Raw genomic sequence first — 17,269 nt, forward strand, 5'->3', positions numbered from 1 at the left:
ACGGCGGGTTCTCTGCACGACGGCGATCGCCCGGCCCCGGCCCGTGCCGGGGCCGGGCGGCCGCGTTCTCAGCCCCGGCCCGTGCCGGTCAGCTGCCGTTCGAGCCATCCGACGACGTTCCGTACGAAGATCGCCCGGTTGGCCGGCTTCCTGATCGTGTGGCCCTCGTCCTCGAAGATCAGATGGTCGCAGGGCAGCCCGAGTCCCCGGGTCGCCCGGATCACCTGCTCGGCCTCGTACAGCGGGACGTTGGTGTCCTGGGCGCCGTGCACCACCAGCAGCGGGGCGGCCAGCCGGCCGAAGGAGTGCAGCGGCGACAGGGCGCGCAGCAGGTCGCGGTCGTTGACGGGATGGCCGTACTCGCTGACCGCGGCCGCGGCGATCCACGGCTCGGTCCGCGCGTAGAAGGTCTCGAAGTCGGCCATGCCGCAGAAGTCCACCCCGGCCCGGAACAGGCCGGGATGGGTGACGAGGGCGGCCAGCGTCAGATAGCCGCCGTAGGACCACCCCATGCAGGCGATCCGGGCCGGATCGGCGAGGCCGAGCCGGGCCAGTTCGAGGGCGCAGTCGGCGACGTCGTCGATCGCGCGGAAGCGCAGGGCGTGGTTGTCGGCGTCGCGGAAGGCCCGCCCGAAGCCGGAGGAGCCCCGGACGTTGGGCGCGAACACCCCGATCCCGGCGGCCAGCAGGTTCTGGTACAGGGGGTTGAAGCACGGCCGTTCCTGGTCCTCCGGGCCGCCGTGCAGATGGATGAGGAAGGGCGCCGCAGCGTAGGCGCCCGGCGGCCGGTAGAGCCAGCCGGTCAGCTCCATGCCGTCGCGCGCCCGCAGGCGCACCGGTTCGGCCCCGACCGCCCCGGTGATCGGGCCCGCCCCGGCCACCTCGCGGTAGACGCCCGACTCCAGGTCGCACAGCACCACGTGGGAGGGGTGGCCGGGCCCCTCGGCCGCGAGCACGGCCACACCGCCGTCCAGCGACACCCTGATCGAGGACACCACCTCGGCGGGCGGCGGCGGCAGCGCGTGCACCGTGCAGGTGTCGGTCTCCATCAGGTCCAGCTCCGACCTGCCGGAGACGTTCCACACCAGTACGGCGCGGCAGCCGTCGGCGCTCAGCGCGAACCGGTCCAGCTCGGCGTCGGGGCGCTCGGCCAGTACCTCCGTCTCGCCGTCCCCCCGCACCCGGAGCAGCGCGGCCCGGTCGCGTCCCGCGTCGGACAGCAGATAGGCGGTCGCGCCGTCGGGGGAGAGGATGCCGTAGTCGGTGGAGCCGGGCAGCCCCTCCAGCAGCGCTCGCTCCCCGCCGCCCACCGGTCCCGCCGGATGGTCGGGCGCGGAGCCGTCCGGGCCCGCCGTACGGGCGATCGCCGCTCTTCCACGGCCGTCGGGCGCGGGCCCCGCCGCACGGCCGGCCGTGAAGCCCTCCGGACCGCCCGCCACGAGCCTTCCCGGGCCGCCGGGCGCGAACCCGGCAGGAAGGTCGGTCAGGTACATCCGCCGGACGCCGCGCGGGCCGTGCCGCAGCAGCATCCGCCCGTGGTCGCGGCTGATCGCCGCGGGATGGAGCAGCGGCCCGGCCGCGACGACCTCCCGGCCGCCCGAGGCGGCGTCGGCCAGCACCACCTCGGTGACGCCCGCGGCGGAGGTCTCGGCCACGAGGAGGATCTCGCCCCGCCCGGTCCAGCGCACGAACGAGGCCGACCCGCCCGCGGGGGCGGCCAGCGGACGCAGGTCCGAGCCGTCCGGCCGGACCGTCCAGACCTGCGTGTGCTCCCCGCCGCCCGGCACGACGAGGACCGCCAGCCGCCCGCCGTCGGGGGACCAGCGCACGTCGGCCACGGGCTCCGGCCCGGTGTCGACCGGCCGGCCCTCCTGCCCCCCGCCCCGCAGGTCCCGGATCCACACGCGCGGCCGGCCGTCCCTGTCGCTGACGAAGGCGACGGCGTCCGCGTCGGGCGCCAGGGCGGGCGCCCGGCAGTGCCAGGTGGTGAGGCTCGCGTCCGCCGAAAGGCGCGGGCGGACGCCGAGGATTTCCGCCATCAGACTCCTTGGGCCTGCAGCCACATCTCCAGGAGTCCAAGCTGCCACAACACGTTGACGCCCACCGGCGTCCTGTGCTCGTTGGGCGTGGCGAGCAGCGTGCCGACGTAGTCGCGGTCGAACAGCCCGCGTGAGCGCGCGGCCGGTGAGGTCAGCGCGTCGCGGACGAGCTCCAGGAACGGCCCCTGAAGGTGGCGGACGGCGGGGACCGGGAAGTAGCCCTTGGGCCGGTCGACGATCTGGTCGGGCAGCAGCTTGCGGGCGATGTCCTTCAGGACGCCCTTGCCGCCGGAGGCGAGCTTGAGCTCGGGAGGACAGGCGGCGGCCAGCTCGACCAGGTCGTGGTCCAGGAAGGGGGTGCGGGCCTCCAGCCCGAAGGCCATCGTCATGTTGTCCACCCGCTTGACCGGGTCGTCGACGAGCATGACGCCGGTCTCCAGGCGCAGCACCGCGTCGAGCGCGGTGTCGGCTCCCGGTTCGGCGAGGTGGCGCCGGATGAGCTCACCGCTGGCGTCCTCGTCCAGGAGATACTCGGGTGAGAGGACCCCGGCCAGTTCCTCGTGCGGGCGGTCGAAGAACTCCCGGGCGTAGACCTCGGCCGCCTGCTCGCGCGGCACCCCGGCCAGCGGCGGGAACCAGTCGTATCCGGCGAAGACCTCGTCGGCGCCCTGACCGGACTGCACGACGGTGACGTGCTTGGAGACCTCCTCCGACAGGAGATGGAAGGCGACGCAGTCATGGCTGACCATCGGCTCGCTCATCGCCCGCACCGCCCGCTCCAGGCCCGGCAGCAGGCGCGAGTCGTCGATGAGGATGCGGTGGTGGCCGGTGCCGAACTCCGCCGCTACCAGGTCGGAGTAGGTGAACTCGTCCCCCTTGACCCCGCCGGCCGGGTGGAAGCCGATGCTGAAGGTCGACAGGCCCGCCTGCCCCTCCTCGGCCAGCAGCGCGACGATCAGGCTGGAGTCCAGGCCGCCCGAGAGCAGCACGCCCACCGGCACGTCCGCCACCATCCGCCGGCGCACGGCCGTTCGCAGGCTCTCCAGGACGGCCTCGCGCCAGTCGTCGGCGTCCATCCCGGCGTGTCCGGGCAGGGCCGAACGGGTGTAGGGCGGCTGCCAGTAGCGGTGGTCGGTGACCGTGCCGTCCGCCTCGACGGTGCGCACGGTGGCCGCGGGCAGTTTGCGCACACCGGCCAGGATCGTGCGCTCGCCCGGCACCAGCGAGTGGAAGGTCATGTAGTGGTGCAGGGCCACCCGGTCGATGTCGCCGCCGATCCCTCCACCGGCCAGCAGCGCGGGCAGGGAGGAGGCGAAGCGCAGCCGCCCGGAGTCGTGGGACAGGTACATCGGCTTGATGCCCAGCCGGTCGCGGGCGAGCGTCAGCCGGCCGGACCCCCGGTCGAACACGGCGAAGGCGAACATCCCCTTGAAGCGGTCGACGCAGGACGCCCCCCAGCGGTGGAAGGACTTCATCAGCACCTCGGTGTCTGAGGTGGAGAAGAAGCGGTAGCCCTCCTCCTGCAGCTCTCGCCGCAGCTCCCGGTAGTTGTACAGGCAGCCGTTGAACACCCCGGCCAGGCCGAGGGCGCTGTCCACCATGGGCTGGGCGGCCTTCTCCGACAAGTCGATGATCTTCAGGCGGCGGTGGCCGAGGGCGACCGGCCCCAGCGACCACAACCCCGACCCGTCGGGGCCGCGGTCGTGCATCGCGTCGGTCATCCGGCCCACCGCGCCGATGTCCGCCGCCTCCCCGTCGAATCGGAACTCACCGCTCAGCCCGCACATCGCCCGTCCTCACGCCGTACGTGTCCCTTGCACCCTCCGTTCCGAGAGGAAAGCCGTACGGTCCCGGTCGCGATCATCGCCATCCCCGGGCAGTGGCGTCTCGGCCAGATGGATTTTCCCTCTCTTCCCAGAAAACGGACTTTTTCACTTCGCGAGGACCACCCGAAACCTGACGCGGGAACGCCGAAACGTCGGGGGATGGCCGAAATAAGGTGTCCGGGACATTCCCTTGAGGAATGAGGACGATCTTCCCGCGGGTCCGTCCGGCCTCGCTCCGGCGGTGGACGGCGGCCGCCTCCGCCAGCGGGCGGGACTCGGAGACGTCGACGGTCAGCTCACCGGTGTCGAGGAGGGAGACGATCCGCGCCAGCTGCCCGGGATCGTTGCGGGCCACGAAGTGCAGGACGGTCACGGAGGGCGGGGGCGCAGAGCGCGGGGAATCCGGGAGCGGGGGAGCGGCGGGCAGGGGGGTGGCGGCCGAGACCGCGACGCCGCCCGGCCGGACGAGCGCGACCAGCCGGGCGGCGTCCTCCGGGCCGACGGCGGCGAGGTTGATCACCGCGTCGACGTCGTCCGGCAGGGGCTCGGCCGTGTAGTCGACGACCTGGTCGGCGCCGAGGGAGCGGACCGCGGCGGCGCTGCGGGCGCTCGCCGTGGCGATCACGGTCGCGCCGGCGAGCCTGGCCAGCTGGACGGTGAAGCCCCCGACCCCGCCTCCGGCGCCGTTGACCAGCACGCGGTGGCCCGTCTCCGCCTTCGCGTGCTCGAAGACGGCCTGCCAGGCGGTCAGCGCGGCGACCGGGATCGCCGCGGCGTCGGCCGCCGGGACGGACACCGGCGCGGCGACCAGGACCCCGGCCGGGGCGGCGACGTACTCGGCGGCGGCCCCGCCCCCGTCCAGCCGGCCGATCACCCGGTCGCCCGGAGCCCACCGGGTCACCCCGGGCCCGACGGCCGCGACCGTTCCGGAGACGTCCCAGCCCAGGGTGTACGGAAACGCCACCGGCAGCACCTGCCGCAGCAGCCCCGACCGCAGCGCCGCCTCCGAGGGGTTGAACGAGGTGGCGGCGACGCGGACGAGCACCTCGCCGGGACCGGGTTCCGGGATCGGCGCCTCCTCGTGGCGGATGACCTCGGGCCCGCCGTAGGCGTGGATGCGCGCGGCCCGCATGACCGGCGAGAAGGCGTGCGCGTGCTCGGCCGCCCAGGAACGGAACGTCCGGGCCGGGACCCCGGTGACCTCCCGTACCGCGGCGGTGACCGGTGACGGACCGGCCGCCATCCCGGCCTGGGCGCGCAGGACGTCGTCCGCGACCTCGGCGGGCCAGCCGCGGGCCAGCATCCGCCGCCGGGCCTCGCGCGGGGAGGCCTCCTGCCAGCGCACCGGACGGCCGGTCGCCTCGCCGATGATCCGCACCTGCTCGGCCTGGGTCAGTGAGTGCGGCCCGGTCAGCTCGTAGACGGCGCCGCAGTGCCCGTCCCCGGTCAGCGCCCGAACCGCGACGGCGGCGATGTCGCGCTCGTGCACCGGGGACGCGGCGGCCCCGCCGTACGGCTCGCGCACCACACCGGCGGTGCGGATCCCTCCGGCCCAGCGCAGGGCGTTGGCCGCGAAGGCGTGCGGGCGCAGGATCGTCCATGCCAGCCCCGAACGCCCGATGAGCCGCTCGGCCCGCCGCTCGTGCTCGCGCACGGCCGCCGACGACAGGTAGACCACCCGCCCGGCCCCCGCCTTCGACAACGTCTCCAGCACCTCCTGCAGCCCGTCGGCCGCGGCGAACGGCCAGAGCAGGAACACGCCGCCGACGCCCTCGGCGGCGGCCCGCAGGGAGCCGGGCACCGCCAGGTCGCCGCGCACGCCCTCCGCGCCGGCCGGGAGATCGGCCGGCCGGCGGATCAGCGCGCGGACCTCCGCTCCGGCCTCCAGCAGCTGCGCCGTCACCTGCCGGCCCACCGTGCCGGTCGCCCCGGTGACCAGGATCCTTCGTGGCATCACGCCGCCCCCTCTTTCTCGGGTTCCACTGGTCGTCGACCCTAGGAGGAGAAAAGAGCACGTCCAATGCGTAGAAATCTGTGATTCATACGCGATCGTCTCGCGCTAGTCTCCTGCCGTGGACATGCTCAGCGACGTGGTCGCGGTCATGCGCACCGGGCGGCCCCGTTCGGCGCGCGTCACCTGGCACGCCCCCTGGGGGCAGCGCTTCCCCGCGGTGCCCGGCTCGGCGGGTTTCCAGGTGGTCCTGCAGGGGTCGTGCTGGCTCGTCCCGCCCTCCGGGGATCCCGTCGCGCTGAGCGTCGGCGACGTGGTCTTCTTCCCCCACGGCCACGGGTACGGCCTGGCCGACGATCCGTCGACCCCGCCGGCCGGGCCCGCCTGCGACCCGCTTCAGGAGGCCGAGCCGTTCGTCTCCGACACCGTGGGGCACGGCGGGCCCGTCACCGTGACCCTGTGCGGGGGATACCGGCTCGATTCCCGCCACGCCCACCCGCTGCTGGGAACCCTGCCCGAGACGATCCACCTGCCCGCCAGGCTCGGCCGGCACCCGGAGCTGCGCGCGGCCCTCGACCTGCTCGGCAACGAGGTCGGCGATCCCCGCCCCGGCGCCGACACCGTCGTGCCCGCCCTGCTCGACGTGCTGCTGCTGTACATCCTGCGCGCCTGGTTCGAGGAGCCGCCCGCCCGGGCGCCGGGCGCCGGCTGGGCCGCGGCGCTGGCCGACCCCGCCGTCGGGGCCGCGCTGGACGCCGTGCACCGCGACCCCGCCCGGGCCTGGACCGTCCAGACGCTCGCCGACCGGGCCGGGCTGTCCCGGGCGGCCTTCTCGCGCCGCTTCGCCGCCCTGGTCGGCCGGCCGCCCCTGACCTACCTGACCTGGTGGCGCATGACCGTCGCGGCCCGCATGCTGCGCGAGTCCGACGCCGTGCTCGGCGAGGTGGCCGCCAGGGCCGGCTACACCTCCGAGTTCGCCTTCGCCAACGCCTTCAAGCGCCGGTACGGCGTCGCGCCGGGGAGATACCGTCGCGGGGAAATGTCGGCGTCCTCTGGTATGAGGTGAATCATGGGTGTGAGTGTTGATGAGTTCCTGGCGATGGTGGACACGCTGCCCGAGACCCGGCAGGGTCAGGGCGGCGACTGGATCTCGCTGAAGGTGCACGACAAGGGTTTCGGCTATCTGTGGGAGAGGACCGAGACCGTCGGGCTCAAGGCGACGATCGAGGAGCAGATGGCGCTGGTGGCCGAGCGGCCGGAGGTCTTCGAGATCCAGTTCACCGCGGGCCGGTTCGGCTGGGTCGTGGTGCACCTCGGCAAGATCGACGCCGACGAGCTGCTGGAGCTGGTCACCGAGGCCTGGTGCCTGACGGCGCCCAGGCATCTGGTCGAGGCGCACGAGGCCGCGATCGGCCTGACGACGCCCTCCTGAGCCCGCCGTCCACCGAGCCCGCCGTGATGACGTAGGCCATGACCAGCAGTCCCGCGGCCCCCATCCCGATGATCGCCAGTTTCCGCCTCCTGGACAGACGGGAGGCGGGCAGCCCGCTCAGCCGCCCCCAGCCGGGGGCGCGCCCGGCCACGACCGCGCGTACGCGCTCCGACGGGGCGGTCCGGGCGTCCGTGATCGGCGTTCCCCGTCCGGCCGCGAAGGCGCTCACCTCCCGGGACTCCCACCGGCCGGGCAGGTCGAGCAGGACCAGGCCGTCGGCGTCGAGTGCCGCGAGCCCTCCGACGGTGTGCGGCTCCTGCTTCCCCCGGCCGATGACCTTCTGCGCGCATCGATAGTGATAGAGGGTCGCGGGCGTGAGCCGTACCGAGCTCCCGGACAGGGTGTCGGCCGCCACCAGCGCGTCCCCGTCCCAGGAGAGCACAGTCGCCGGGCAGGGCGCGCCCTCGGCCGCGCCGCCCGCCGGGCGCAGGCGGGCGGGCTCCGGATCGGATCCCGCGGGGCCGTGCGTCGCGTCCTCGCCTCCGTACGGCAAAACCCCGTCTTTTCAGATGACGGGCGGAGAAAGTGCGAAGTTCCACCCATGCCGGAGGGGAACGGCGTCGCCGGGAGGGCGGCGTCAGTTCGTCCGTCTTGACGTCGCGCACCACTCGGGGGAAGTGTCCAGGAAGGAGCGGTGTGCGAGGTACGGAGGGATCGGCGATGCGGGACGTCCTGGACACGATCCTGGGGTGGTACTCGGCGGGGCAGACGTTCGCCCTGGCCACGGTGGTGAGCACCTTCAAGAGCGCGCCCCGCGAGCCGGGCGCGGTGATGGCGGTCTCCGCCGGCGGCGAGGTCGCCGGCAGCGTCTCCGGCGGTTGCGTCGAGGGCGCGGTGTACGAGGCGGCCCGGCAGGTGATGGAGACGGGGCGGCCGGTCCTGGAGCGGTACGGCGTCAGCGACGACGACGCCTTCGCGGTCGGGCTCACCTGCGGGGGAGTCCTGCACGTCTTCGTCGAGCCGGTGAACCGGGAGACCTTCCCCGAGCTGGCCGAGGTGGCCGCGGCGACGGCCGGCCGCCGCCCGGTCGCCGTCGCCACGACCGTCGCCGCGCCCGGCACGGCCGTGGAGCCCGGGGCGGGTGCCGTACTCGGTGCCCGGCGGGTGATCTGGCCGGACCGCGTCTCGGGGTCCCTCGGGCCCGAGGGGCTGGACGCGGCGGTGGACGACGACGCGCGCGGCATGCTCGCCCAGGGGCTGACCGGCGAGCGGCACTACGGGCGGCACGGCGAGCGGCGCATGGACGAGGTCGCGGTGTTCGTGCGCTCCTTCGCGCCGCCGCCCCGGATGCTCGTCTTCGGGGCGATCGACTTCGCCGCGGCGGTGGCGCGCGTCGGGACCTTCCTCGGCTATCACGTCACCGTCTGCGACGCCCGCGCCGTGTTCGCCACCCGCAAGCGCTTCCCCGACGCCGACGAGGTCGTGGTGGAGTGGCCGCACCGGTATCTGAGCCGGACGGAGGTCGACGGGCGCACGGCGATCTGCGTGCTCACCCACGACCCCAAGTTCGACGTCCCCCTGCTGGAGGTGGCCCTGCGCACCCCGGCGGGTTACATCGGCGCCATGGGCAGCCGCCGTACCCACGACGACCGGATGAAGCGGCTGCGCGAGGCGGGCCTGACGGAGGAGGAGCTGAGCCGTCTGCACTCCCCGATCGGCCTCGACATCGGCGCCCGCACCCCGGAGGAGACGGCCGTGTCGATCGCGGCCGAGCTCACCCAGCACCGCTGGGGCGGCACGGGCATGCCGCTGCGGCGGACCGAGGGCCGCATCCACGGCACTCCGATCCACGACACCCCGTAGGCGCCCTGCGGCGACCCCCGGCCGCGCGGGGCAGGAACGATCACCCGCGCCGTGTCGCCGCCGGGCCGGCCGTCTCCGAACGGAAGCTGTGACCCGGCTCGGCGCCGAGGCCGTGATAGTGCCGGAAATTGTAGATCAACGGACTCCACGCGGCCGGGTCCACATGGTCCGTGCCATGCCCGGCGGTCGTGCCGATCCGGGGGACGTCTCCGGTCACGGCGCCGGGAGGCGGGCGGCCCGGGTCTCCAGATAGCGCTGTTCGGGCAGGCTGGTCGTACGGCGGGCCGCGGCCCGGTAGGCGTCCCGGGCGGCGTCGTGGTCGCCGGCCATCTCCAGCAGGTGGGCGCGGACCGCGTCGAGGCGGTGGTGCCCGGTCAGCCGGTCGTCGCCGTCCAGCGTCGCGAGCAGCTCCAGTCCGGCCCGCGGGCCCCGCACCATGGCGAGCGCGACGGCGTGGTTGAGCGTGACCACGGGGTTGGGCGAGAGGCGTTCGAGCAGCCGGTACAGCGCGAGGATCTGCGGCCAGTCGGTGCCGGCGGCCTCGGCGGCCTCGGCGTGGACGGCGGCGATGGCCGCCTGGAGCTGGTAGGGCCCCAGCGGCGCGGCGGTCAGCGCGCCGGTGATGAGCGCGACGCCCTCGCGGATCTGCTCGCGGTCCCACCGGCTGCGGTCCTGCTCGGCGAGCGGGACCAGCGCCCCGTCGGGGCGGGTGCGCGCCGCCCGGCGGGCGTCGGTGAGCAGCATGAGGGCCAGCAGCCCGGCGACCTCGCCGTCGCCGGGCAGCAGCCGGTGGACGGCGCGGGTCAGCCGGATCGCCTCGCCGGTGAGCTCGGCGCGGTGCAGGTCGGGACCCGAGGTGGTGGTGTAGCCCTCGTTGAAGATCAGGTACAGCACGTGCAGCACCGCGCCCAGCCGGTCGGCGCGCTCCTCCTCGGGCGGCATGCGGAAGCGCGCCCCGGCGGCCTTGACGCGCTGCTTGGCCCGGCTGATGCGCTGGGCCATCGTCGCCTCGGGGACCAGGAAGGCGCGGGCGATCTGCGCGGTGGTCAGGCCGCCGACGGCTCGCAGGGTGAGCGTGACCTGGGAGGCCGGCGTCAGCGCGGGGTGGCAGCACAGGAAGAGCAGGGTCAGCGTGTCGTCCTGCCCGGGCGGGACGTCGGCGTCGGCGGCGGGCGCCAGGAACTCGTCGGCCGGGGCCTGCGACGCCACGGCGACCTCCCTGCGCCGCCGCGCCTCCTCGCTGCGCACGTGGTCGACCATCCGCCGCGAGGCGACCGTGACCAGCCAGCCCTGCGGGTTGTCCGGCAGCCCCTCGCCGGGCCACTGGACGGCGGCGGCCAGCAGCGCGTCCTGCACCGCGTCCTCGCAGGCGTCGAAGTTCCCGTAGCGCCGCACGAGCGCGCCGAGGACCCGCGGCGCGAGCTCGCGCAGCAGGTCCTCGGCTCCGGTGGAGGCCGTCACCTCTCCCCTTCGACCGAGCCGACGACCGCCCGCACCTCCATCGCCCCGAAACGGGCGTCCGGCCACCGGGCGGCGATCTCGGCCGCCCGCTCGGGGGTGGCGCAGTCGACCATGACGTAACCGGCCAGCTGCTCCTTGGCCTCGGCGAACGGCCCGTCCGTGGTCACCGGGACGCCGTCGCGCACCCGGACCGTCCGGGCCAGCTCCGGCCCGGCCAGCGCGTCCCCGCCGACCAGCTCGCCGGAGGCGGTGAGCTCCTCGAGGATCGAGTCGACCGAGGCCATCACCTCCTCGCGCTCCTGCTCGGACAGGGCCGCCAGGGTCGCGGGGTTGTTGTAGATCAGCAGCATGTACTTCACGGCTCTCACTCCTCGGAGCTGCGGGCATCTGTCACGCACGGGTCGGAGCGGGCGCCCCGGTCTCGACATCCGCTGAGAGGAAACCACATCCCGCGTGTCCGGGTAATGCGCCCCGGGGCATTGAGATGTATCGCGTCTTGGTGAATACTCGAAATCGGATATTCCGGTGCGCCTGCCGACAGCAGGCGGCGCGCCGGCTGGAAATCGGTCCCGGCGGGTGCGGCAACACCGCGCCGGACCGGCCATCTCGCGTGGAGGCGGAACCCGGCCTCGCTGCACGGACCGTCCATGCCAGGGGACACCTCCACGCCGGCGACACGGAGGTTTTCCATGTACGAGTCATCACCGCACGGGTCGTCGTCGGCGGACCGTCCGGACGAGCGGGTCCCGGTCCTCGTCGTCGGCGCCGGGTACGCCGGCCTGAGCGCCGCGACGCTGCTGGCCTGGCGGGGCGTACCGGTCCTGCTGGTCGAACGGCATGCCGGCACGTCCGTCCAGCCCAAGGCGTTCGGGGTCAGCGCCCGCGCCATGGAGCTGCTGCGGGTCGTCCCCGGCGTCGAGCCCGCCCTGGCGGAGATCGCCGAGGGTGTCGGCGACGGCAGCATGCGGATCGCCATCGCCGAGGCCCTGAACGATCCCGAGGCGAAGGTGATCTTCAGCACGCAACGGGGGGACTTCGACTTCCTGGCCGACCTCACCCCGGTCCCGACCATCGGCGCCCCCCAGGCGCAGGTCGAGCGGGTGCTGCGGGCCAAGGCCGAGGAGCTCGGGGCCGACCTGCGCTTCTCCACCGAGCTGCTCTCCCTGGAACAGGACGCCGACGGGGTCACCGCGCGCATCCGCGACCTGGCGAGCGGCACGGAGACGAGCGTGCGCGCGGACTACGTCGTGGCCGCCGACGGCTACCGCAGCCCGGTGCGCGAGCGGCTGGGTTTCCCGGTGTCGGGCAGAGGCGAGCTCGGCCGGCTGTGCTCGATCATGTTCGACGCCGACCTCGGCGCTCTGGCGCCCGGGCGCGAGGTCACCCTCTGGTACCTGCAGAACGAGACGTTCACCGGCGTCATCGTCACCGGGACCGGGGTCGGCTCCCATGTGATGGGCGTGAACTACGACCCCGGGCGGGGCGAGAGCGAGGCCGACTTCACCGACGAGCGCTGCCGCGAGCTCGTCCGGCGGGGGACCGGCCTGCCGGACCTGGAGGTGAAGATCGTCGACCGGACGAGCTTCTCGATGGCGCACATCCTCGCCGGCAGCTACCGGCGGGGCCGGGTCTTCCTGGCCGGCGACGCGGCGCACACGATGCCGCCGACCGGTGGGCAGGGCGGCAGCACCGCGCTGCAGGACGGCTGCGACATCGCCTGGCGGCTCTGGCTGGTGATCTCCGGCCAGGCCGGGGACGGGCTGCTGGACGCCTACGACGCCGAGCGGCGGCCGATCGGCGGGCTGACGGCCGACGCCCAGCTGGCCAACCTGGGCGTGCGCATGCCCCCGGCGATGCGCGTCGGCTATCCGGAACCGCTGGAGGACCCCTTCGCCGCGATCATCGGCTACCGCTATCACTCGGCGGTGATCGCAGCCGAGCCCGGCGACGACGGCTCGCTCCTGGAGGATCCGCGCACCCCCACCGGCCGCCCCGGCAGCCGCGCCCCGCACGCCGTGCTGGAGCGGGAGGGCCGGCCGCTGTCCACCGTCGACCTGTTCGGATCCGGCTTCGTCCTGCTCGCCGCGCCACGCGGGGAGGCGTGGGTGCGGGCCGCCCGAACGGCGGCGGACCGGCTGGGCGTGCGGCTGGCGGCCTACCGGATCGGTGCGGACCTGAGTGATCCGGACGGGGTCTGGGAGAGCCGGTACGGCGTGCACGAGGACGGCGCGGTGCTCGTGCGGCCCGACGGCTGCGTCGCCTGGCGGTCGCGCACGGCGGACGGCGACCCGGAGGCGGTCTTCGGGCGGGTCCTCGGCACGGTGCTCGCCCGCGGCTGAGGACGGCTGTGATCTGCGGGCCCGCGCGGCCCGCGGATCCCGGCGATCGCGCCGGGCCGCACCCGCCGGCCCGGTGCGATCACCGGATCAGCGCTCCCCGGTCGAGAGCCGCTCGAAGAGGTCGAGCGCGGCCTGCCGTACCTCGTCGGGGGTGATGCCGCCGAGGACGGTCCTCGCGTGGGCGGCGTCCCTGGTGGTGGCGCAGGTGATGGCCACCGAGGCGGCGGCGGCGTGGTCGAGCGACCCGGCCTGGGCCGCGTCGGCCATCTGCTGGGCGCTGGTGGCGAGGTCGAGGTTGTTCGGTGCGGGTGAGGTGGCCAACGGGACTCTCCTCGGGTGGTAGGTGTTCGCAGCCATTGTGACCGGTCCCGCCGGTCGTACCAGCGCTTCGGTGATTTCCCCGGAGTTCTCCCCCCGTACTCGCGGGAGATGTCCCCGGTGCGCCTTTCGTCCTGGGGCGATACCCTGACAGGGGGCGCCGTCCCGCGCCCGACCTCCTGAGCCCGTGCCCACGCCGCGGGCCCGCGCGGAGGCAGAGGGGATCGATGTCCCCGGGACGGCTGTCGGGTCACTCCGGTCTGGAACCACCCGTACGGCGGAGCCGGCACGGAGCGTGGGAGCCGTGCGCGCGCGCCGCCACCCCGGGAGCAGACGATGACCGACCGCAAACACCTCAAGCGCCGGGTCCGCGAGCGGATGACCAGGACCGGCGAGTCCTACACCACCGCGCTGCGCCACGTCCTGGCCGCCCGCGACGCCGGTGACCCCGCTCATGCCGCTGCGCCGTCCCCGCAGGACCCGCCCGGCGGGCACCACGAGGCGTCCCTGCTGCACCGGCTCCTGCCCGCGCACAGCGAGGCGATGCTCGCCGGTCTCGGCGGCGGCGTCGGGTTCATGTACGCGATCTTCGAGTACAAGGGCCACCACCCGATGCTGACGATCGTGGCCCGGGCCCACCCCGACCCCGTGATCCCCAAGGCGCTCGGCCGGGCCGGGGTCCCGCACGAGGTCCGGCAGACCGGCTCGGCCCGCGTCGCCGAGCGCGGCCTGCGCGAGACCGCCGGGGCGGGCCGGGCGGCGATCTGCCGGGTCGCCCGCTTCTCGCTGCCCTGGCGGCCGGGATACCCCTTCCCCGACCCGCTGGAGGTCGTGGTCACCGGCGTCGACGGCGACGGGGTGTCCGTCCTGGACGCGCGGGAAGAGCCCGAGCGGCTGCCGCTGGAGGAGTTCATGACCGCGTGGTCGGCGCTGAGGAAGGACAGGCACCATCTGATCTCGATCACCGGCACGGCCGGCGCCGACCCGGCGAAGGCCGTACGGGAGGCGATCGCCGAGACCGCGGCCAGGATGACCGGGCCGGTGCTGGGCACCTCCTTCGACGTCAACTTCGGTCTGTCGGGGATGAACCGCCTGGCCGGGCAGCTGGGGGACGCCTCGGGCAGGACCGGCTGGCGGCGGCGCTTCGCCGACCCCCGGGCGTTCTTCGGGGCGATGACCCGGCTGCACGAGTGCCTGGAAACCGAGTACACGGCGCCCGGCGCGACCCGCCCGCTGTACGCCCGCTTCCTGGAGGAGTCCGCCGATCTGCTCGGCGGTACGGCGTGCGGTGAGGCCGCCGCCCTCTATCGCGAGGCGGGCGGGCTGTGGTCGCGGATCGCCGCCCTGGCGGCCGAGCCCTTCCCCCGCTATCGCGAGCTCGCGGAGGAGAAGGCCGAGCTGCTGCTCACCGAGGGTGCGCCGGCCGCGGACCGGCTGCGGGAGATCGCCGCGGCGGACGCCTACGAGGGACCGCTGGGCGAGGACGACCGGACCGGGCTGCTGGCCGAGCTGGCGGACCTGGCGGCGCGCGTCGTACGGACCGAGGAGGAGGCGGTGGCGGCGCTGCTGCGGGTGTGAGGCGCAGGACCCGCAGATGACCGCGCGGGCGGGCGGGAGCGCCCGTCGGGAGCTTCCGCCCGCCCGCGTTTGCACTCTCGTAACAGAGGCAGGTCGCCGTTCGGCGAACAGGAGGCCGTGGTTCTGGAATGATCGTCCGACACCCTTCGGACATCGAGACTGACGGACCGTGACAGATGCCCCTTATCGATGAGATCGCCGCTTACGTGTCGGATCAACCGGTCGGAACGGCCATCATCTGTGTGGCCGGCCTGATCCTCGCGATTCTCGGATTCTTCATCCTGCGTGCGGCCATCCGGGTGGGCAACCGGCTCTTCCATCGTTACGTCGCCCCCCGGCCGGTGGAGGACATCCTCACCGTCGTCGCCGCCAGCATCGCCACCGGCGTCTCGGCCCAGGGCATGTGGCGCTTCTCCAGCGACGTCCTCGGGTTCGACGGGCCCCTGCGGCTGCTGCTGTTCGCGTTCATCGAGGTCGCCGTGATCACCAGCGCCGTGCGCGCCCGCCGCAACATGCGTGAGAACTTCTCGGCGGGCATCGACGGCGTGGCCGTGTGGGCGCTCACCTGCCTGACCGCGGTGCTGTCCAGCATGGACGCCCGCAGTGTCGCCGAGGCGGTGTTCCGCCTGGCCGCTCCGCTGGTGGCCGCCTGGCTGTGGGAGCGCGGCATGGCGATCGAGCGGCACCGCATCACCGGGCGTTCCCGGATCAACTGGCGGCTCACCCCCGAGCGCATGCTGGTCCGCGTCGGGCTGGCCGAGGTGAGCGACCGTACGGCGAGCGAGGTCGACGCCCACCGGCGGCTGACCCGGGTCGCGCTGGCCGCCAAGAAGGCCCGCGCGCTGCGCGAGGCCGGGGCGTCGGACCGGAAGATGCGCGCGGCCCTGGCCAAGCTCGACCGGGAGATGGACCGGGCGGTGGAGCACACCGGGCTGGCGGCCGACCCGGTCCGGCAGGAGGCGCTGCTGGCGCAGATCGGCGCGCTCTACAACACCTCCGCGCTGATCGACCTGAGCCCGCCCGTGCCGTGGGCTCCCGAGGCCGAGGTCGAGTCGCCGGCGCTGCCCGCCGCGCGGCCGGTCAGGGCGATGTTCGACGACGACGACGAGGAGGCCGAGGCGGTCGCGACGGAGGACTCCGCGCAGGTCGCCGACCCGGCCCAGCGCGCGACCCTGATGCGCGCGGCACGGGAGTACTGGGACAAGCAGATCGAGCGCAAGTTCGTCCCCCGCGCCTCCGACATCGCCCACGAGACCGGCATGCCGCTGTCCACCGCCCGGGAGTGCCGCGCGCTGTGGAAGCTGGAGCCGCGTGCCCACGCCCTGATCGAGGCGGCGCGCGAGCACGGCATCGTCGACACCGGGACCTTCCCCGCCATCGAGGTGCCGGAGCCGGCCGTGACGGCGAACGGCGCGGCCTCCGCGCGCTGAGCCGCCGGCCCGCGCGCTCTTGTCGCAGGTCCGCGGTGGTGTCGCCGGCCGGCGCGGTCATGACCGGGTGAAATGCCGCCTTCGAGTGATTGCCGGTGTTCAAAGGGTACGTAGTGGGCCTTCGACGATAGGAGGGGGCCCACCATGGCAGAGTCGGAGGAAGCCAGCGTTCTCTTCATCGGGAACGCCACCGTGCTCATCCGCTACGGCGGTTTCACCCTGCTCACCGATCCGAACTTCCTGCATCGGGGCCAGCGGGCCTATCTGGGGTACGGGCTCACCACGCGGCGCCGTACCGACCCGGCGCTCGAGATCGACGATCTCCCGCCGCTGGACGCGGTGGTGCTGTCGCACATGCACGGCGACCACTGGGACAGGGTGGCCCGCCGGGGGCTCGACAAGGACGTGCCCATCCTCACCACCCGGCAGGCCGCCCGCCGGCTCAAGCGTCAGGGCTTCCACCAGGCGCGGGGGCTGGACACCTGGGAGGATCACCGGTTGCAGCGGGGCGGCCGCACGCTGAGGGTCACCGCGGTCCCGGCCCGCCACGCGCCGGGCCCCGTCAGGTCGCTGCTGCCGCCCGTGATGGGCAGCATGCTGGAGTTCTGCCGGGAGGACCGGGTCGAGATGCGCATGTACATCAGCGGCGACACCCTGATGACCAGGGAACTGCAGGGGATCCCGCGCCGCTATCCCGACATCGACGTGGGCATCGTGCACCTGGGCGGGACCAGGATCCTGGGGATGTTCATGGTGACCATGGACGGCGCGCAGGGGGCCGAGTGGGTCAACCTGATGAACCCGCGGGCGGTCATCCCGATCCACTACGACGACTACGAGGCGTTCGCCTCCCCGCTCGGCGACTTCCGGCAGGAGGTCGAGCAGGCGGGCCTGGCCGAGCGCGTGTACTACCTCGCCCGCGGCCAGAGGCTCAACCTGCCCGTGCGGGCACGCCGGGACGAGCAGGCCTGGATCGCGGCGGGCGGCCCCGCGCGGGGGCTGGACCGCGAGGAGCCGTGGGGCTGACCCGCG

At 74.1% G+C, this 17,269-nt stretch carries 14 protein-coding genes; 7 read left to right on the forward strand and 7 right to left on the reverse strand.

The genetic code is table 11. The features are described 5' to 3' along the window. Positions 1 to 68: 68 nt before the first annotated feature. The 3 genes from Pta02_RS12790 to Pta02_RS42175 form a co-directional block, all read right to left on the reverse strand. Positions 69 to 2,039 carry a prolyl oligopeptidase family serine peptidase gene (locus tag Pta02_RS12790; RefSeq protein ID WP_203874977.1) on the reverse strand — a complete coding sequence of 657 codons (1,971 nt, stop codon included), beginning with the start codon at positions 2,037 to 2,039 and terminating at the stop codon, positions 69 to 71. Further along, complete coding sequence (locus Pta02_RS12795) at positions 2,039 to 3,826, reverse strand: N-acetylglutaminylglutamine amidotransferase (RefSeq protein ID WP_203874978.1); 1,788 nt, start codon at positions 3,824 to 3,826, stop codon at positions 2,039 to 2,041. The genes Pta02_RS12790 and Pta02_RS12795 overlap by 1 nt, the downstream gene beginning before the upstream one ends. A gap of 73 nt (positions 3,827 to 3,899) precedes the next feature. After that, a complete protein-coding gene (locus Pta02_RS42175; protein WP_203874979.1) occupies positions 3,900 to 5,819 on the reverse strand; it encodes a zinc-binding dehydrogenase in 1,920 nt (639 codons plus the stop codon). Positions 5,820 to 5,937: 118 nt separating this feature from the next. On the opposite strand from Pta02_RS42175, the gene Pta02_RS12805 reads away from it, so the two are divergent. Both Pta02_RS12805 and Pta02_RS12810 read left to right on the forward strand, forming a co-directional pair. Next, positions 5,938 to 6,882 carry an AraC family transcriptional regulator gene (locus Pta02_RS12805; RefSeq protein WP_203874980.1) on the forward strand — a complete coding sequence of 315 codons (945 nt, stop codon included), beginning with the start codon at positions 5,938 to 5,940 and terminating at the stop codon, positions 6,880 to 6,882. 3 nt (positions 6,883 to 6,885) lie between these two features. Further along, entirely contained in the window at positions 6,886 to 7,248 is a 363-nt protein-coding gene (locus Pta02_RS12810) for an MmcQ/YjbR family DNA-binding protein (protein ID WP_203874981.1), read from the forward strand. On the opposite strand, the gene Pta02_RS12815 is transcribed toward Pta02_RS12810, so the two are convergent. After that, the gene (locus Pta02_RS12815; RefSeq protein ID WP_203874982.1) at positions 7,166 to 7,801 is read right to left on the reverse strand and encodes a hypothetical protein; all 636 of its coding nucleotides are present in this window, start codon (positions 7,799 to 7,801) and stop codon (positions 7,166 to 7,168) included. The two genes, Pta02_RS12810 and Pta02_RS12815, sit on opposite strands and share 83 nt — an antisense overlap. A 167-nt stretch (positions 7,802 to 7,968) precedes the next feature. On the opposite strand from Pta02_RS12815, the gene Pta02_RS12820 reads away from it, so the two are divergent. Next, positions 7,969 to 9,111 carry an XdhC family protein gene (locus Pta02_RS12820; RefSeq protein ID WP_203875036.1) on the forward strand — a complete coding sequence of 381 codons (1,143 nt, stop codon included), beginning with the start codon at positions 7,969 to 7,971 and terminating at the stop codon, positions 9,109 to 9,111. Between the two features lie 213 nt (positions 9,112 to 9,324). Here the strand turns inward: Pta02_RS12820 and Pta02_RS12825 are convergent, their stop codons facing one another. Next, on the reverse strand, positions 9,325 to 10,572 hold the full coding sequence (locus Pta02_RS12825) for an RNA polymerase sigma factor (RefSeq protein ID WP_203874983.1): 1,248 nt from the start codon (positions 10,570 to 10,572) through the stop codon (positions 9,325 to 9,327). Beyond that, on the reverse strand, positions 10,569 to 10,922 hold the full coding sequence (locus Pta02_RS12830; RefSeq protein WP_239130382.1) for a YciI family protein: 354 nt from the start codon (positions 10,920 to 10,922) through the stop codon (positions 10,569 to 10,571). The genes Pta02_RS12825 and Pta02_RS12830 overlap by 4 nt, the downstream gene beginning before the upstream one ends. 339 nt (positions 10,923 to 11,261) lie before the next feature. On the opposite strand from Pta02_RS12830, the gene Pta02_RS12835 reads away from it, so the two are divergent. Beyond that, on the forward strand, positions 11,262 to 12,911 hold the full coding sequence (locus Pta02_RS12835; RefSeq protein WP_203874985.1) for an FAD-dependent monooxygenase: 1,650 nt from the start codon (positions 11,262 to 11,264) through the stop codon (positions 12,909 to 12,911). Between the two features lie 87 nt (positions 12,912 to 12,998). Here Pta02_RS12835 and Pta02_RS12840 read toward each other — a convergent pair whose 3' ends face one another. After that, the gene (locus Pta02_RS12840) at positions 12,999 to 13,232 is read right to left on the reverse strand and encodes a hypothetical protein (protein ID WP_203874986.1); all 234 of its coding nucleotides are present in this window, start codon (positions 13,230 to 13,232) and stop codon (positions 12,999 to 13,001) included. 333 nt (positions 13,233 to 13,565) lie between these two features. On the opposite strand from Pta02_RS12840, the gene Pta02_RS12845 reads away from it, so the two are divergent. The 3 genes from Pta02_RS12845 to Pta02_RS12855 all read left to right on the forward strand — a co-directional run bounded on the left by Pta02_RS12845 (position 13,566) and on the right by Pta02_RS12855 (position 17,263). Further along, a complete protein-coding gene (locus Pta02_RS12845; RefSeq protein WP_203874987.1) occupies positions 13,566 to 14,807 on the forward strand; it encodes a BtrH N-terminal domain-containing protein in 1,242 nt (413 codons plus the stop codon). Between the two features lie 242 nt (positions 14,808 to 15,049). Beyond that, positions 15,050 to 16,237 carry a hypothetical protein gene (locus Pta02_RS12850; protein WP_239130341.1) on the forward strand — a complete coding sequence of 396 codons (1,188 nt, stop codon included), beginning with the start codon at positions 15,050 to 15,052 and terminating at the stop codon, positions 16,235 to 16,237. A 144-nt stretch (positions 16,238 to 16,381) separates the two neighbouring features. Further along, positions 16,382 to 17,263 (forward strand): MBL fold metallo-hydrolase, encoded by an 882-nt coding sequence (locus Pta02_RS12855; protein ID WP_203874989.1) that lies wholly within the window; start codon positions 16,382 to 16,384, stop codon positions 17,261 to 17,263. Positions 17,264 to 17,269 lie beyond the last annotated feature (6 nt).

Origin of the sequence: Paraplanobispora takensis, assembly GCF_016863195.1 — a bacterium.
Lineage (GTDB): Bacteria > Actinomycetota > Actinomycetes > Streptosporangiales > Streptosporangiaceae > Planobispora > Planobispora takensis.

Coding starts and splice junctions, on each gene's coding strand:
- Pta02_RS12790 (WP_203874977.1), bottom strand. CDS start 2,039: ATGGCGGAAATCCTCGGCGTCCGCCCGCGCCTTTCGGCGGACGCGAGC.
- Pta02_RS12795 (WP_203874978.1), bottom strand. CDS start 3,826: ATGTGCGGGCTGAGCGGTGAGTTCCGATTCGACGGGGAGGCGGCGGAC.
- Pta02_RS42175 (WP_203874979.1), bottom strand. CDS start 5,819: ATGCCACGAAGGATCCTGGTCACCGGGGCGACCGGCACGGTGGGCCGG.
- Pta02_RS12810 (WP_203874981.1), top strand. CDS start 6,886: ATGGGTGTGAGTGTTGATGAGTTCCTGGCGATGGTGGACACGCTGCCC.
- Pta02_RS12820 (WP_203875036.1), top strand. CDS start 7,969: ATGCGGGACGTCCTGGACACGATCCTGGGGTGGTACTCGGCGGGGCAG.
- Pta02_RS12830 (WP_239130382.1), bottom strand. CDS start 10,922: ATGCTGCTGATCTACAACAACCCCGCGACCCTGGCGGCCCTGTCCGAG.
- Pta02_RS12835 (WP_203874985.1), top strand. CDS start 11,262: ATGTACGAGTCATCACCGCACGGGTCGTCGTCGGCGGACCGTCCGGAC.
- Pta02_RS12845 (WP_203874987.1), top strand. CDS start 13,566: ATGACCGACCGCAAACACCTCAAGCGCCGGGTCCGCGAGCGGATGACC.
- Pta02_RS12855 (WP_203874989.1), top strand. CDS start 16,382: ATGGCAGAGTCGGAGGAAGCCAGCGTTCTCTTCATCGGGAACGCCACC.